We start from the raw sequence: 16,829 nt of genomic DNA, 5'->3' as shown, positions 1-16,829 counted from the left end.
CCTCGTGGTGTGCCGGGCACCGGCGTGTCAGGGGGCGGCCCGGTGGGCGTCCTCGACGTGGACGACGTGCAGTTCGGTGCCGTCCCGGTCGCGCTTGGAGCGTCCGTGGATGCCGACGGCCAGGTGCGAGGGCTCCTCTGGCTCGTCGGCGGCGACGTAGGTGACCACGTCCGGGTGATGGCCCGTCACCAGCCAGCCCGCGTCGCCCTTGAGTTCGAGCACCCGGAAGTCGCCCGCCGGGCCGCCCACGCTCACGGGGCCGTACGCGCGCAGGATGCCGGTGGCCCGGCCCGCGAGGTCGCCCTCGCCCTCCTCCAGCACCACACAGGTGCCGTGCTCGAAGAGCACCCAGGACTTTCCGGATCCGCTGAGGAGGCGCCGCCAGGCGCCGATGAGTGTCTCGATGTCCACGGCGGCATCATCGCTCACTCAGACCTCCCGCCACGCCTCCAGGGCCAGGCCCGGCTCCGACTTGCGGCGGGTGAGCAGGAGTTGTCCGGTCGAGGGTGACATCGTCGCCGCGACCACCCGGTCGTCCTCGTCCGCGGTCAGGCACACCGTGGCGTCCACCGGCAGCCGCGGGCCGGACTCCGCCCACCAGGCGCCCGCCGACTCCCGTCCGGTCGGGTAGGCGGCGAAGGCGATCCGGCCGCTGCGCGAACGCTGGGCCAGCAGCGTGCAGTCGTGGCCGTCCAGCTCGCAGCGGACCGCCGCCACCGGGCCCGGCCCGGCCGCCGGGAGCAGGGTGGCGGGCTTGCCGCCGGGCCGCCAGGCGCACAGGTCGCCCGTGCCGTCGGTGTAGAAGACGGTGGTGCCGTCCGGGGAGGTGGCCAGCGCGTGCAGGGTGCCAGGACGGACCCCGGTCTCCAGGACCTCCTGGAGGACCGGCACGGCGCCGGGCTCCTCCTGACGCCAGTGCAGGACGGTCCCCTCGGCGGCCGCGTACAGCTCGACCCGCCCCGACTCCCCCGTCACCGCCGCGAGACCGTCCCGGACGTCCCCGCCCTTCAGGTCCCGCCAGGGCTCCCAGCCGCCCTTCTCCTTCTGCGCGAGCAGGCTCACCCCGCCGCCGCCCGAGCGGACGAAGACGTGGGCGCGGCCCTGCGCGTCCACGGCGACGGCGGGGGTGCCGGTGCGGTCGCCGCTCTTGTCCGGGTGGCCGATCGGGTTCCAGTCCAGCGCGGCGAGGTGCGGGCGGAAGTGGGTGGAGTGCACCAGGCCCGACTCGCCCTTCCTGGTGGGCCGCCAGGCGACCAGGTGGGCGTAGCCGTCGGCGCCCCGGCCGACGCCGCCCACGGGATGGAGCCGCTGGTCGCCGCCCACCGTGCGCGGGTCCGTCCAGGGGCCGCCCGGGCCGCGCTCCGACCGGCACAGGACGGCGTCGCCCGAGAGGTGGTAGACACTGAGCCGGCCGTCGCGGCCGCGCAGGAGCCAGTCGCCGTTCACCGGTTCACTCTAAGCCGCCGTCCTTCGGCCGCCGTCCGCGGGCCGCCGCCGTGGGACCCTTGGACCCATGGACGACCCTTACGGCACCCCGGACGCGGACGGCCCGCTGCTCGTGATCGTCGACGGCGCGAACGTGGTCGGGTCCCGGCCCGACGGCTGGTGGCGGGACCGCAGGGGCGCGGCGGAGCGGCTGCGGGACCGGCTGGCCGCCGAGGGACTGCCGGGCCGGGCCGGACCCGTGGAGATCGTGCTCGTCGTCGAGGGAGCGGCACGCGGGGTCGCGTCCGTGCCGGGGGTACGGGTGGAGGAGGCGCCCGGCAGCGGAGACGACCACATCGTGGACCTGACCGCGCGCAGCCCCACCCGCCCCCGCCTCGTCGTCACGGCCGACCGCGAACTCCGCGGCCGCGTCACGGCCCTGGGCGCGGAGGTCACGGGCCCGCGCACGCTCCTCGGCTGAGGCCGGCCTCCGGCCATCCGCCGAACAGGTCCCGCCGCACCGCACGCTCCCCGGCCGACCGGCACGGCGGACCGCCCCGGCCCGAGGGCGAACGACCGGGACAGGCGCGCGTCCGCCAGTCGCTGCCCAATAGGCGGCCCTCGGCCCCCGGGCCACGGAACACGCCTCCCGCCCGAGCGGCCGCTCCCCCGGCAGCCGCGCGGGGTGCGGGTGCCCGGGCCGCCGCGTGCACCCTGCCGGGCCGTCGGACCACCGACAGGGGCGGATGCGCACCGGAACCGGGTCCACGGCGCACGGACCGGGCACAGCGCCGGGCCGCACGCTCGCCGCCCCGTCAGCCGTACGGGGTGCGGGACCGCCGCGCCCGGTCGCCCGGTCGGCGGCAGCCGGAACGAGCGCGCGCAGCCGCCCTCTCCCCACGGCGGACCGAACCGGAGCGGACCGCACCCCCGGCCGAACGGCCGCCACTCCGTCCGACGCACGGCGGGCCGGCGCGCGCAGAGGCCCCCCGCTGCGGGGCCCCGACGGCCCCGACAGATGCGTGCACGGTCACCGCCGCCCGACAGGCCGGGCCTCGGCCTGCCGCACGCTCGCCGCCCCGTCAGCCGCGCGGCCGCTGCCCCTCAGCCGCGCGGCGTACGGGCGTACAGGATGGCGCCGTCCACCCTGGCCACCTCCTCGTAGCGGGAGGCGAGCAGGTGGTTCAGGGTCGGGATGTGGGGCGGGGCGTAGGGGCGGCCCCGGGAGTCGTCGACGACCAGGGTGGGGGCGTGCGCGGCCATCTCCGCGCGGAAGACCGGCCAGGCGCCCCGGACCGCGAACGCCTCGCCGACCTGGGGGCCATCGCGGCCGCCGCTGTAGTTGGTCAGCAGGCCCGCGGTGAGGTAGCGGGTGGCGGGGGTGCGGCCGGCCAGCCAGTACGTCTCGGGGTGCATGCCCCACACCAGGACGCGGTCGGTGGGCGCGGTGCGCTGGGCCAGCGCGGCGGCGAGGCGCTGGGCGTGGGCGAGTTCGGGGCGCGGCGCGAACAGGCCCCAGGTCAGGAACAGGGCGCAGCAGCCGGCCGAGGTGAGGACGGCCGCCGTCAGCCGCTCCCGGGGCAGGTGCCGCAGCGCGGCCGTGGCCAGCAGGGCGGCGGGCGGGGTGAATTGCAGGTAGTAGTGGCCGAAGAAGTGGAAGCCGGCGGCGACGGCGACGGCCGAGGCTGCGAACCACAGCCACAGGTCGGCCGCCGCCGCCCGGGTGGTGCGCAGCGTCCGCAGCACCGGCGGGAGCAGTCCCGCGCAGGCCACGGCGAGGATGGCGGTGTTGCCCAGGCAGCGGCCGAGGACGTGGAGTTCGGATCCGGTGAAGGAGGCGTAGGCGGTGGAGCCGGTGACCGTCCAGAACAGGAAGCCGCCCGGGTCCGTGGCGAGGGCGGCGCAGCCGACCGGCAGGGCGAACCCGGCCGCGAGCCGTACCGCGCCGGAGCGCGGGGTGCCGGCGCGGTACAGCAGCCACGCCACCGGCAGCAGCACCGCGCCGCCGGTCTGCTTGGCGAGGAAGGCGCAGGCGACGGCCGCTCCCGCGGCCGCCCAGCGGCCGCGGTCCGCGCACCACAGGGCAGCAGCCGTGCACGGCAGTATGAACACCTCGAACGTGGCGGCCTGGGCGTCCTCCGGGCTGAGCCCGACCGAGACCAGCAGGTACAGCACCCCGGCGGCGCGGCCCGCGGTGTCGCCCCAGCGGCGCCGGGCCAGCGAGGCCAGCAGCACGGCCGTCAGGGCCTGCGCCAGCACCGCCAGCACCCGGACGGGGGCGAGGGAGCCGGAGCCGCAGAGCGCGAACACGCCCTCGTACAGCCAGGGCACCAGCGGGGGCTTGCGGTCCACGACGGTCTCGTACAGGTGGCCGCCCTGGGCGAGCAGCCGCGCCTGGACGGCGAGGTAGCCCTCGTCGGGGTTCCACAGGGGCCGGACGAAGGACGGGATCCGGGTGACGCAGGCCAGGGCCGCCAGGGCGGGCAGCAGCCGCGACCAGTACGCCGTCCGGGTGACCTGGGCCGGTGCGGGGGCGAGCGGGACGGCGAGCATGGTCAGCACGCTATCCGGCCCCGCGTTCCCGCCCGGGGCAGGACATACGGGGCCGGAGCGGCGGACGGAGGGTCAGCGCGTGTTTCCGGGCGGCGGGCCGGGCACCTCGCCCGCCGGGGCCTCGTCCCGCCGCGCGAGGCGGCTGTGCGTGCGGCCGTAGAAGAAGTAGACGACGAGACCGATCAGCATCCAGACGGCGAACCGGATCCAGGTCTCGGCGGGCAGGTTCACCATCAGCCACAGGGTGGCGCACACGGACACGATGGGCACGAAGGGCACCCAGGGGGTGCGGAAGGCGCGCGGCAGGTCGGGGCGCGTCCTGCGCAGGATGATCACGCTGATCGCGACCACGACGAAGGCGAACAGGGTGCCGATGTTCACCAGCTCGGCCAGCTCGCTCAGGCTGGTGAAGCCGGCGACGACCGCGATGACCACGCCGAGCAGGATGGTCGGCCGGTGCGGGGTCTTGAACCGGGGGTGGACGCGGGAGAAGAAGCGCGGCAGCAGTCCGTCGCGGCTCATCGCGAAGAAGACCCGGGTCTGGCCCAGCAGCAGGATCAGGCACACCGTGGTGAGGCCGACGGCGGCGCCGAAACTGATCACGCCCGCGTACCAGGGGTGCCCGATGGCCTTGAAGGCGTCGGCGAGCGGCGCCTCCACCGACAGCCGGGTGTACTTCTCCATGCCGGTGACGACGATCGAGACGGCGACGTAGAGCACGGTGCAGATGACCAGCGAGCCGAGGATGCCGCGGGGCATGTCCCGCTGGGGGTTGCGGGTCTCCTCGGCGGCCGTGGCGACGATGTCGAAGCCGATGAACGCGAAGAACACCACCGAGGCCGCGGTGAAGATGCCCATGACGCCGTAGTTGGCGGGTGCCCAGCCGAACATGAGCTGGACGAGCGGTGCCTTGAGGCTGCCGCCCGCCGGTACCGGCTGCGGGTTCGGGATGAACGGCTTGTAGTTCTCGCCGTGGACGAAGAAGGCGCCCGCGATGATCACGATGAGGACGACGGCCACCTTGATGGCGACGACGATCGAGGTGATCCGGGCGGACAGCTTCATGCCGAGGACGAGGATCACGGTGAGCACCAGCACCAGACCGGCGGCGAGGATGTCGAAGCCGAAGCCGTGCGCCCCGTCCCGTCCCGCGAGGTAGTCGGGCAGGTGCCAGCCGGCGTTGTCGAGCAGGGAGCGGATGTAGCCGGACCAGCCGACCGCGACCACCGCCGTGCCCAGCGCGAACTCCAGGACCAGGTCCCAGCCGATGATCCAGGCGGGCATCTCGCCGAGCGAGGCGTAGGAGAAGGTGTACGCCGAGCCGGCCACGGGGACCGTGGAGGCGAACTCGGCGTAGCACAGGGCGGCGAGCGCGCAGACCACGCCGGCCACCACGAAGGCCAGGGACACCGCCGGTCCGGCGTTGTTCTTGGCCACCTGTCCGGTGAGGACGAAGATGCCGGTGCCGATGATGACGCCGACGCCGAAGACGGTCAGGTCGAGGGCGGAGAGGGACTTCTTGAGCGAGTGCTCGGGTTCCTCGGTGTCCCGGATGGACTGCTCGACGTTCTTCGTCCTGAAGAGCGTGCTCACGTGCCTACCTCCCACGCTTGTCGTCCTCGACATGATCGAGAGGGCCGGGGTTGCGTATGCCCCGGCAATGGCAGGTTCACGCAGGCGGGCCGGTTCCGCCACCGCAGAACGGGGCGGAACCGGCCCGCAGGTCGGTGTTTCGGCTAGTCGCGGGCGGGCTCCACGGAGTCGACCGTGTCGGCCGTACGGTCGAACCGGCCGTCCAGCTTGGAGACCAGTCCGGTGACCTGGCGGGCGATGTCGGGGGCGGTCAGCCCGATCTCGGCCATGACCTCGGCGCGCGAGGCGTGGTCGAGGAAGCGCGGCGGGATGCCGAAGTCGCGCAGCGGCACGTCCACGCCCGCGTCCCGCAGGGCCTGGGCGATCGCGGAGCCGACACCGCCGACGCGGCTGTTGTCCTCGACCGTGACGACGACGCGGTGCCGCTCGGCCAGCGGGGCCATCGCCTCGTCGACGGGCTTGACCCAGCGCGGGTCGACGACGGTGGTCGAGATGCCCTGGCGGTCGAGCAGGCCGGCGATCTCCAGGCACATCGGGGCGAGGGCGCCCACCGAGACCAGCAGCACGTCCGGCTTGCCGGTGCCGGGCTCGCGCAGCACGTCCATGCCGCCGACGCGGCCCACGGCGGGGACGGCGGGGCCCACGGCGCCCTTGGAGAACCGGACCACGGTCGGCGCGTCCTCGACGGCGACGGCCTCGCGCAGCTGGGCCCGCACCTGGTCGGCGTCGCGCGGGGCGGCGAGCCGCAGTCCGGGCACGACCTGGAGGATGGACATGTCCCACATGCCGTTGTGGGAGGCGCCGTCGGTGCCGGTGACACCGGCCCGGTCCAGCACGAAGGTCACCCCGCACTTGTGCAGGGCCACGTCCATCAGCACCTGGTCGAAGGCGCGGTTGAGGAAGGTGGCGTACACGGCGAAGACGGGGTGGACGCCGGCGTGGGCGAGGCCCGCCGCGGAGACGGCGCCGTGCTGCTCGGCGATGCCGACGTCGTAGACGCGGTCGGGGAAGCGCTTGGCGAACCGGTCGAGGCCGACCGGCTGGAGCATGGCCGCGGTGATGGCGACGACGTCGTCGCGCTCCTCGCCCAGCTTGACCATCTCGTCGCCGAAGACGGAGGTCCAGTCGGCGCCGGAGGAGGCGATCGGCAGACCGGTGTCGGGGTGGATCTTGCCGACGGCGTGGAAGCGGTCGGCCTCGTCCTGCAGGGCGGGCTGGTAGCCGCGGCCCTTCTCGGTCAGGCAGTGCACGATGACCGGGCCGCCGAACCGTTTGGCCCGGGCCAGCGCCGACTCCAGGGCCTCGATGTCGTGCCCGTCGATCGGGCCGACGTACTTCAGGCCGAGGTCCTCGAACATGCCCTGCGGGGCGATGAAGTCCTTGAGCCCCTTCTTGGCGCCGTGCAGGGTCTCGTACAGCGGCTTGCCCACGACCGGGGTGCGGTCGAGGATCTCCTTGGTCCGGGTCAGGAAGCGCTCGTAGCCGTCGGTCGTGCGCAGGGTGGCCAGATGGTTGGCCAGGCCGCCGATGGTCGGGGCGTAGGAGCGCTCGTTGTCGTTGACGACGATGACGAGCGGGCGGTCCTTGGCCTCGGCGATGTTGTTCAGCGCCTCCCAGGCCATGCCGCCGGTCAGCGCGCCGTCACCGATGACGGCGACGACGTGGCTGTCCCGCTCCTTGAGCTGGTTGGCCTTGGCGATGCCGTCGGCCCAGCCGAGGACCGTGGAGGCGTGGCTGTTCTCGATGACGTCGTGCTCGGACTCGGCCTGCGAGGGGTAGCCGGACAGGCCGCCCTTCATCTTCAGCCGGGAGAAGTCCTGGCGGCCGGTGAGCAGCTTGTGCACGTAGGACTGGTGACCGGTGTCGAAGAGCACCTTGTCCCGGGGGGACTCGAAGACGCGGTGCAGGGCGATGGTGAGCTCGACCACGCCCAGGTTGGGACCGAGGTGGCCACCGGTCTTGGAGACGGCGTCGACGAGGAAGGTCCGGATCTCCCCTGCCAGCTGGTCCAGCTCCTCCAGGCTGAGCCGGTCCAGATCGCGCGGTCCCCTGATGCGGGTCAGCAGCGGCACCCGTGCCTCCTTGCAGTAGAGCTGATCGAGCTGTTGCCGGGCTTGTCGAGTCTAATGTTCCGTGTTTGCGGGACACGACAGTGCCCGGCACCTTTCGGGCGCCGGGCACTGTCGCTGCCGCGGGATCGCTAGGCGCGACCGGCGGTCTTCTGGGTCTTGCGGGTGATGGAGTCGATGACCACGGTGGTCAGCAGCACCGCCGCGGTGATCATGTACTTCACCGGCTCGGCGATGGACTCCAGCTGCAGGCCGTACTGGATCGACACGATGACCAGCACACCGAGCAGCGCGTTCCAGGTGCGGCCACGGCCGCCGAAGAGCGAGGTACCACCGATGACGGCCGCGGCGATCGCGTTCATCAGCAGGTCACCGGTACCGGCGCTCTGGTTGGCGGAGGCGATCTTCGAGGCCAGGAACAGACCGCCGATCGCCGCGAAGCCACCGGAGATGGCGAACACGGAGATGCGCACCGCGGTGACGTTGATGCCCGCGCGGCGGGACGCCTCGACGCTGCCGCCGAGCGCGAAGATCTTGCGGCCGTACGGGGTGCGGCGCAGCAGGAAGTCGGTCGCGACCAGGAAGGCGAGGAAGATCACCGTGGCCAGCGGCAGGCCCTTGTACTGGTTGTACATGTAGGCGCCGGCGAAGGAGACCACGGCGAGCAGCGCGGTGCGCAGGATCGTGTCGCTCAGCGGCCGGGACGGGACGCCCGCGGCCTCGCGGCGGCGGTTGCCCAGGAAGGAGCTGGCGAAGAACGCGGCGACCACGACGACGGCCAGGCCGTAGGCGGCGCCGGTGTCGGTGAAGGTGTAGGTGGTCAGCTTGCCGATCAGGCCCTCGCTGTCGAGGTTGATCGTGCCGTCCTCGCCCAGCACCTTCAGCATGAAGCCGAGCCAGAACAGCAGGCCGGCCAGGGTCACGGCGAAGGCGGGGGCGCCGAGCACCGCGAAGAAGAAGCCGTGCAGGGCGCCGATGGCGGCACCGACGGCGATCGCCACGAGCACGGCCAGCCACTCGGGCCAGCCCTGGTTCACGGTGAGGACGGCCGCGAGGGCGCTGGCCGCGCCGCTGACCGAGCCGACCGACAGGTCGATCTCACCGAGCAGCAGCACGAAGACGATGCCGACGGAGATCATTCCCGTGCCGACCATCGTGACCGTGATGTTGCTGATGTTCTGCGCCGAGAGGAACTCGGAGTTCAGCACCTGGAAGATGACGCAGATGGCCGCGAGGCCGAGGACGACCGGGAGGGAGCCCAGCTCACCGGCCTTCATCTTCCGCTTGAACTCGGTCCAGTAGCCCAGCAGGCCCTGCTCGCGGACCAGCAGGCGCGGGTCCACGGCGGTGACCGCGGCGGACGCGGCCTCCGGGTTCACGACGGGCGCGTCCGGGGTCTCGTCCACGTTCGCGGAGGTCTTGTCGATGCTCACTTGGAAACCTCCCCGGTCGTGCGCGCCGCACGGCGGGTCACGGCGTTGTCGGTGGCGCCGGTGATGGCGGAGATGATCTCCTCCTGCGAGGTCGTCTTGACCTCGAAGACGCCGTTGTTGCGGCCGAGGCGCAGTACGGCGACCTTGTCTGCCACCGCCTTCACGTCCGCCATGTTGTGGCTGATGAGGATGACGGCGTGACCGCGCTCGCGCAGTCGCTCCACGAGGTCGAGGACCTGGGCGGTCTGCTCGACGCCGAGGGCGGCGGTGGGCTCGTCGAGGATGACCAGCTTGGGGTCGCCGAGCATCGAGCGGGCGATGGCCACGGTCTGCCGCTGGCCGCCGGAGAGCGAGGCGATCGGGATGCGGACGCTGGGGATGCGGATCGACAGCGTGGTGAGCAGCTCGCGGGCGCGGCGCTCCATCTCGACCTCGTCCAGGACGCCCCACTTCCTCAGCTCACGGCCGAGGAACAGGTTGCCGACGACGTCGATGTTGTCGCACAGCGCGAGGTCCTGGTAGACCGTCGCGATGCCCAGGGACTGGGCGTCGTGCGGCCGGCTGATCGACACCGCCTTGCCGTCCCACTCGATGGCGCCCTCATCGATGGGGTGCACGCCGGCGATCGTCTTGACCAGCGTGGACTTTCCGGCGCCGTTGTCGCCCACCAGGGCGACCACCTCACCGGCGTGGACCTCAAGCTCTACGTCGGTGAGCGCCTGGACGGCACCGAATCGCTTGGAGACCCCGCGCAACGCCAGCACGGGCGTAGCGGACACGTGAACCATCTCCTTCGCCGCCTGACCCGGCGGGAGGTTGTGCAGAAGTTTGGGGGAGTTTCCGTCCGGCGCCCCGCGCTCGAGCTTGCGGGGCTGTGTGATGCGCGGGGCACCGGAGGAGCCTTTGGGCAGTCCGTCCGTTCCGGTACGGGCGCTTCCATTCTGCTTCGAATGGGGCGAACGCCCGTGCTCGGGAAGGGACTCGGCTGCTTACTTGATGCCGAGCTTGTCGCAGGCGGACTTGTACTTGCCCGTGCAGATGTCGGCGGCCGTGTAGACGCCGTCCTTGATGACGGTGTCGTTGATGTTGTCCTTGGTCAGCGCGGTGACCGGGACGAGGACCGACGGGACGTCCTGGGCGGAGCCCGAGGAGACCTTGTCCTTGGCGACCGAGTCGAGCGACTTGCCCTGGGCGAGCGCGACGGCCATCTCGGCGGCGGCGTCGGCCTCCGGGGCGTACGGCTTGTAGACGCTCATGTACTGCTCACCGGCGACGATGCGCTGCACACCCGCGAGCTCGGCGTCCTGGCCGGTGACCGGGACGTTCAGGCCCGCGGCCTTCAGGGCGGTGATGATACCGCCGGCCATGCCGTCGTTGGCGGAGTAGACACCGGCGATCTTGCCCTTGCCGACCGCGGAGATCGCCGACTCCATCTCGGAGTTCGCGTTGTCCGGCGACCACTCCTTGGTGTCGAACTCCTTGGCGATGGTGACCTTGCCGTCGAGGACGGAGTGCGCGCCCTTCTTGAACTGGGCGGCGTTCGGGTCGGTCACCGAGCCGTTGACCATGACGATCTTGGAGGACTTGGTCGCCTTGGAGCCCAGCGCCTTCAGCAGCGCGGTGCCCTGGGTCTTGCCGACCTCCTCGTTGTCGAACGAGGTGTAGGCGCTGATCGGGCCCTCGGCGAGGCGGTCGTAGGCGACGACCTTGATGCCGGCGTCCTTGGCCTTCTGGACCGAGTTCTGGATGGCCTTGGCGTCCACCGCGTCCAGGATCAGGACGTCCACCTTGTTGGTGATCATGGTGTCGACCTGCTGGGCCTGCAGGTTCGCGTCCTGGCGGGCGTTGTTGTACTGGAACTCCGCCTTGCCGTTCGTCAGCTCCTTGATCTTCTTCTCGATCAGCGGCTTGTCGAACTTCTCGTAGCGGGCGGTCTTGTTCTCCGGAAGGAGGAGCCCGACCTTGATGTTGTCGCCCTTCTTGGCGGAAGCCGAAGAAGAGTCGTTGCCCTTGGACTCCTTGGCGCTGCCACAGGCAGCAAGTGCGACGGCCATCGCCCCAGCGGCAACGGCAACGGCGGCACGACGCATACGCGTGTTCACTCTGTAAACCTCCCTGACGAGGCCGCGTCGTTGCGGCCGAGGTGGCTGGAAGTCAACTCGGCCACACGTGCGACGTCAAGAAGTAAATCCTTAACGAGATGGCAACGGTGCCATCCGTTCTCTAAGTGAAGGCAGGCGCGGCCGCAGACAGGCCACCCGTGACAGAGCCGTCCAAAAGGGTCGAATCACCCATCTCGCTGAGTGCGAGAGCGAGTGCTCCGAGCACCTCCGCACGGCCGCCAAGTGCCCCCGGGAGAACGGACAGTTGGCGCGCCGCACTGGGGATGGCGTAGCGACCGACGGACTCCCTGATGGGCCCGAGGACGAGCTCTCCGGCCTCGGCGAGATCACCACCGAGGACCACCCGGCTCGGGTTCAGAAGGTTGCAGAGATTGGCCACTCCACTGCCGATGTGGCGGCCGACGTCGGCGATCACCCGACGACAGCCCGGGTCTCCGTCCCTGGCCAGCCGCACGACGCCTTCCATCGTCAGATCGGTGCCATGACTGGACTGGAGCAGCGGCAGCACGTAGCGCGCGGCCGTGAAGGTCTCCAGGCAGCCACGGTTTCCACAGCGGCAGACCGGGCCGGATTCATCGAGTGTAATATGTCCGATTTCTCCAGCGGTGCCGCCAGGGCCGCGATAGATCTTCCCGTTGATCACGAGACCGGCGCCGACACCGCTCGCGACCTTGATGTAAGCAAGATCACGGACGCCCCGGCCGCTGCCCCAGACCAGCTCGCCGAGCGCGCCGAGGTTGGCGTCGTTGTCCACGTGCACGGGCACGCCGAGGCGCTCGCGCAGCTCCTCGGCGGGCTTGGTGCCGCTCCAGCCCGGCAGGATCGACGTGGAGCCCAGGGTGCCCGACTCCACGTCGATCGGGCCGGGCACGCCGAGGCCGACGCCGGCCACCTTGGACCGGTCCACGCCGGTGGCCGCGATCAGGCGGTTGACCAGCTCCTCGGCCCGGTCGAAGCCCTGGGTGGAGGAGGCGTCGACGTCCAGCGGCTCGGACTCCTCGGCCAGCACCTGGTGCGCGAGGTTCCCGATCGCGACGCGCAGGTGGGTGTGCCCGAAGTCGACTCCGATCACGATGCCCGCGTCCCCGCTGAGCGAGACGCTGCGGGCCCGCCGGCCACCTGCCGACGTGGGCGTGACCTCGACGGTTCCGCCGTCCTTCAGCTCCCGCACGATGTTGGAGACCGTAGCGGCGGACAGGCCGGTCGTCCGCGCGATCTCCGCCTGCGTGAGCGACCCGGCCAGCCGCACGGCTCGTACGACTCGTTCCAGGTTGGCTCGGTGCAGCGACGACTGCGACCCCGGAGTCTCCATCGACCCATCCACTCCCGACATCGGTGGGCGGCTCCTGCGCCGCCCGTGGCCCAGGTCACATCTGCGGAACCGGGCCACTTACAAGTTATGAACTCCAAGCTCGGCTGTACGGGTTACCGCAGTCAAGTCCTTGACGGAAATCGCTGTCACTTCACCGGTCGCGCGCAGGACACCCCGAGGACACGCCCACGCCACTCCCGAGCAGGGCGGAAGCCCGTCCGGGCGGCCTCCCCGAAGCCCCCCACGTGGCGCGCCCCACACCCGGAACCCCTCTCCCCACTTCGTTCAGCCCCGGAACCCGGCGACGCCCCGGCACGGAGACGGGGATGCGGGCGCGAAAGGAGCCGCGGGTGCCGGGATGGCTCACCGAGAAGCCGACTGCAAATCCCTATTGCGAAGAGGATCCGAGCGTGGGGCCCACGGGGCCCTGGGGGTGGGCCGAAAGGGTGTGGACGCCACGCGGCGCCCCGGCGACGGCGGGAGCTCGAAGGGGAGGGACGGCGCGCGGTGGCGCGGTGAACCCGCGGCGCGGCTGCGGGCCTGCCAGGGACGCGGGCGCGCGAGGCTCAGGAGGGCCGGCCGGGCCGGAGTGGCTCGGGGCGCTCGGAGCGGGCTGGAGGGCTCCCCGGGCCGGGCCGGCGGCTTACCGGGCTCGGGGGGACGCGGAGGCACCCGGGGACCAGGTGGTCCCCGGGTGCCTCCGTTCGGGTGAGTCGGTTACTTCAGGGCGCCTGCGGTGAGTCCCGCGACCACCTGGCGCTGGAAGACGATGTACGCCGCCAGGACCGGCAGCATCGCCATCACCAGGCCCGCGAAGAGGCCGGACCAGTCGCCCTTGTAGCCCTGGCTGACCGCGAGCTGCACCAGGCCCTGGGTCAGGACGCGCTTGTCGGGGTCGGTGTTGAGGACCGTGGGCAGCATGTACTGGTTCCACTGGCCCAGGAAGTTGAAGATGCCCACGCTGATCAGGCCGGGCTTGGCCATGGGCAGCATGATCTGGAAGAACGTACGGGTGTGCGAGGCGCCGTCCACGAAGGCCGCTTCCGCCACCGAGGTGGGCAGGGTCCGGAAGAACGCGGTCAGGAAGAAGACCGTGAACGGCAGCGAGTACGCGATGTAGACCAGGATCAGTCCGTGGATCGTGTTGAGCAGGCCCATGTTGTTCACGACGTAGAACAGCGGGACCAGCGCCAGCATGATCGGGAAGCTCATGCCGCCGACGAACAGGAAGTAGATGAAGCGGTTGCCGGGGAAGTCGAAGCGCGCCAGGACGTAGGCGGCCATGGAGCCGAGGACCAGGGTGCCGATGAGCGACCCGCCGACCACCAGGACGGTGTTCAGGAAGTAGTCGCTCATGTTGGCCTGGGTCCACGCCCGCGACCAGTTGTCGAAGTGCAGCTTGTCCGGCAGCGACCAGGGCGAGCCGAAGATGGAGCTGTCGTCCTTGAACGACGTCATGACCGCCCACAGCAGCGGCATGACCACCATGATCGCCCAGATGATCAGCACGCCGTGGGAGAAGACGTTGAGGACGCCGCCCTCCTTCTTCCGCCCGGAGGGCCGCGCGGCCGGCGCCACGTCGATCTTGGAGACGCTCGCCCCGGACTCGGCCGGCAGCGGTGCGGGGGTCTCGGTCGTCTTCATCGCTTCAGTACTCCAGCCGCTCGCGACGGCCCAGCCGCATCACGATCGCCGCGAAGGCGAGCGTGACCACGAGCAGGGCGACGCCGATGGTGGTGGCGTAGGCGGCCTGACCGTCCCGGAACGCCTTCTGGTACACGTACAGGACCATCACGGTGGTCGAGTAGTCGGGACCGCCCGGCCCGGTCGTCATGATCTGCACGACCGCGAACGACTCGGCGCCGAGCGCGAGGATGCCCATGTAGACCCAGCCGGACTGCACGGTGTCCCACAGCAGCGGCAGGGTGATGCGGAAGAACGTGGTGAAGCGGCTCGCGCCGTCCAGCAGCGCCGCCTCGTACATCTCGGCCGGGATCGACGCCATGCCCGCCGAGAACAGGACCACGAAGAAGCCGACCGTGGACCACACGAGCACCGCCATCACGCACCACAGCGCGAGGTCCGGGTCGCCCAGCCACAGCGGCTGGACGCTGTCGAGGCCGATCCCGCGCAGCAGTGAGTTGATGGCGCCGCTGTCCGGGTTGTACGCGAAGGCGAACAGCAGCGCCACGATCGCGATGGAGAGGACCTGCGGGAAGAAATAGACGATCTTGTAGAAGGAGGAGCCCCGCACCCCGGAGACCACGGGGCCACCCCTTCTGTGCCGGCCGCCCACATTGATCATGAAGGCGAAGAACAGGGCCAGACTGATCGTCACCAGCGGAAGCACCAGGGCGAACAGCAGACTGTGCTGCAACGACTTCCAGAAGATGTCGTCGTGCAGCATCCTCCGGTAGTTGTCGAAGCCGACCATCTTGAATTCGGGGCTCAGGCCGGTCCAGTCCGTGAACGAGTAGTAGATGGACTGGATGAACGGCCACACCACGAAGAGCGCGTACAGTCCCAGGGGCAGTGCCAGGAACCCCACGATGAACCGGTACTTGCCGTGCTGCATCGCCACTCCGGTGCGGTAGAGGTGCTGGTTACTGGTGCTTGTAGTGCTTGATGGACGAGTCCTTCGCGGCCTCGTCGGCGAAGCCCTGGATCTTCTTGATGGCCTCCGCCGGGGTCAGCCGGCCGGCCATCATCTCGCCGAGACCGGCCACACCGATCTTCTCCTTCTGCAACTGGACGTACCAGTCCTGGAGACGCGGATTCACCACGTTGGATCCGGCCTTCTCCAGCGCCGCCACGCCCGACTTCAGACCAGGGGTGAGGCTGATGCCGGAGGTGCCGCCGTTGAACGCGGTCAGCGACTTCACCTTGGCGGTGAAGTTCTTCGAGGACGCCTCGGAGAGCATGATGCGCAGCTGCTCCATGCCGCCCTCGGTGTTCGCCGCCTTGGCCGGGACGACGAAGGGCTCACCGCCGGAGGCCCAGATGGTGCCGAACGGCATCTTGTCGGAGCTGTCGATGCCGGTGGGCGCCGAGACGGCGAGGTTGAAGTCGGACGGGATGACGTTGGCCGACTCGTTCTCCACCCAGGAGCCGTTCGGGATGAACAGCGCCTTGCCCTTCGCCCAGGCGGTCTGCGACTGGATGTGGTCCAGGCCCGGGGTGCCCTTGAGGATGTAGCCCTTCTTGTAGAGCTCGTAGTAGGCCTCGAAGCAGGCCTTGACCGCCGGGTGCTTCCAGGCGTTCGGCTCCAGGTTGTCGATGGCGTCGAGCACCTCGCGGCCGCCGACCTTGCCGATCATCGGGTACAGCGAGAAGGGGATGTAGTACGGGTACTTGCCCGCGTAGGTCCAGCCCGCCATGCCCTTCTTCTTGGCCTTGGCGCAGACCGCGAGCATGTCGTCCCAGGTCTCCGGGTACGTCGCGTCCAGGGAGTCGAGGGCCTTCTGCGAGTACCAGACGCCGTAGACCGTGTAGGCGTAGTACAGGATCCAGACCGGCTTGCCGTCGAACTGGCCCATCTCCACGATGCCGGGGCGCAGCGTGTCACGGACCTTCTTGGACGGGTCGTCGTACGACGGCGCGTCGAGCAGCGGGGTGAGGTCGGCGAGCTGGTTCTTGCCGACGAGGACGCCCATGTCCATCTGCTCGGCGCCGGAGTTGTCGATGAGGTCCGGCGGGTTGCCCTGGTTGAAACGGGGCTGAAGGGTGGACTGGATCTTCTGGGTGGCGGAGAACTTCACCGTGGCCTTGGGAAAGTCCTTCTGATAGATCTTCACCGCGTCCTGGGCGTACTCCTTGCCGAAGCCGCCGTCGAAGAGGACGAACTCCATCTTGGCGCTCTCGTTGACGCCGAGCGGGTTCTTGGCGGTCTTCTTGCCCGCCTTCGCCTTGTCCTGTCCGTCGCCGCCGCTGCTCGCGCAGGCGGACAGCAGGCCCATTCCGGGGGCGGCCACCAGACCGAGTGCGGCCGAACGCTTGATCAGATCGCGGCGGCCGACACCCTCGCCACCGTGGTGCGCAGTGGATCCCATGCTCAAGTCCTCGCCTTCTCCAGGACTCAGGCGGTGAACCGGATCCTCCCCGGCACCGCTGTCGGGTAGTGCAGGGTCATGCGGGAAACGCCGACAGGTATAGTCCACTTCCGGCCGACGGAGCAAGATCGAATGCAAGGTTCCCCATGGGTCTTTTCCGAGTTGAGACCTCACGGAAATATGAGGCCCCTGTGCGCGTCCCGGCGGAAAAATTCCCGACATAGACCCCTGAATGCCACACCCAACACCCTTGACATCACAGGCCACTTGAC

General features: G+C 70.5%; 13 protein-coding genes. 1 reads left to right on the top strand and 12 read right to left on the bottom strand.

What is annotated here, in order from left to right; all coding sequences use genetic code 11:
• Positions 1-27: 27 nt before the first annotated feature.
• Entirely contained in the window at positions 28-411 is a 384-nt protein-coding gene (locus B446_RS28355; RefSeq protein ID WP_020942868.1) for a hypothetical protein, read from the bottom strand.
• Between the two features lie 18 nt (positions 412-429).
• Entirely contained in the window at positions 430-1,446 is a 1,017-nt protein-coding gene (locus tag B446_RS28350; protein ID WP_020942867.1) for a hypothetical protein, read from the bottom strand.
• Between the two features lie 67 nt (positions 1,447-1,513).
• Between B446_RS28350 and B446_RS28345 the strand changes: the two genes are divergently transcribed.
• A complete protein-coding gene (locus B446_RS28345) occupies positions 1,514-1,906 on the top strand; it encodes a hypothetical protein (RefSeq protein ID WP_020942866.1) in 393 nt (130 codons plus the stop codon).
• Between the two features lie 623 nt (positions 1,907-2,529).
• On the opposite strand, the gene B446_RS28340 is transcribed toward B446_RS28345, so the two are convergent.
• From B446_RS28340 to ngcE, 10 genes are all read right to left on the bottom strand, one after another.
• On the bottom strand, positions 2,530-3,978 hold the full coding sequence (locus tag B446_RS28340) for an ArnT family glycosyltransferase (RefSeq protein WP_043479273.1): 1,449 nt from the start codon (positions 3,976-3,978) through the stop codon (positions 2,530-2,532).
• Positions 3,979-4,050: 72 nt separating this feature from the next.
• Positions 4,051-5,571: an amino acid permease gene (locus tag B446_RS28335; RefSeq protein ID WP_020942864.1), complete on the bottom strand. Its 1,521-nt coding sequence runs from the start codon at positions 5,569-5,571 to the stop codon at positions 4,051-4,053.
• A 143-nt stretch (positions 5,572-5,714) separates the two neighbouring features.
• Positions 5,715-7,643 carry a 1-deoxy-D-xylulose-5-phosphate synthase gene (gene dxs, locus B446_RS28330; protein ID WP_020942863.1) on the bottom strand — a complete coding sequence of 643 codons (1,929 nt, stop codon included), beginning with the start codon at positions 7,641-7,643 and terminating at the stop codon, positions 5,715-5,717.
• A gap of 128 nt (positions 7,644-7,771) precedes the next feature.
• Positions 7,772-9,073 carry a sugar ABC transporter permease gene (locus tag B446_RS28325; protein ID WP_020942862.1) on the bottom strand — a complete coding sequence of 434 codons (1,302 nt, stop codon included), beginning with the start codon at positions 9,071-9,073 and terminating at the stop codon, positions 7,772-7,774.
• Complete coding sequence (locus B446_RS28320) at positions 9,070-9,861, bottom strand: ATP-binding cassette domain-containing protein (RefSeq protein WP_043476574.1); 792 nt, start codon at positions 9,859-9,861, stop codon at positions 9,070-9,072. Before B446_RS28320 ends, B446_RS28325 begins: the two co-directional genes overlap by 4 nt.
• A gap of 201 nt (positions 9,862-10,062) precedes the next feature.
• Positions 10,063-11,163, bottom strand: coding sequence for a sugar ABC transporter substrate-binding protein (locus B446_RS28315; protein ID WP_043476571.1), 1,101 nt, complete (start codon positions 11,161-11,163; stop codon positions 10,063-10,065).
• Between the two features lie 133 nt (positions 11,164-11,296).
• Entirely contained in the window at positions 11,297-12,508 is a 1,212-nt protein-coding gene (locus B446_RS28310) for an ROK family transcriptional regulator (RefSeq protein ID WP_043479271.1), read from the bottom strand.
• A 717-nt stretch (positions 12,509-13,225) separates the two neighbouring features.
• Entirely contained in the window at positions 13,226-14,152 is a 927-nt protein-coding gene (locus tag B446_RS28305) for a carbohydrate ABC transporter permease (RefSeq protein ID WP_020942858.1), read from the bottom strand.
• Between the two features lie 4 nt (positions 14,153-14,156).
• Positions 14,157-15,083, bottom strand: a complete 927-nt coding sequence (locus tag B446_RS28300) for a carbohydrate ABC transporter permease (RefSeq protein WP_020942857.1) — start codon at positions 15,081-15,083, stop codon at positions 14,157-14,159.
• A 28-nt stretch (positions 15,084-15,111) separates the two neighbouring features.
• Positions 15,112-16,557, bottom strand: a complete 1,446-nt coding sequence (gene ngcE, locus B446_RS28295; RefSeq protein WP_020942856.1) for an N-acetylglucosamine/diacetylchitobiose ABC transporter substrate-binding protein — start codon at positions 16,555-16,557, stop codon at positions 15,112-15,114.
• Positions 16,558-16,829 lie beyond the last annotated feature (272 nt).

This window comes from Streptomyces collinus Tu 365 (assembly GCF_000444875.1).
GTDB classification, from domain to species: Bacteria; Actinomycetota; Actinomycetes; order Streptomycetales; family Streptomycetaceae; genus Streptomyces; species Streptomyces collinus_A.
This window is presented reverse-complemented; position numbering and strand designations above follow the sequence as displayed.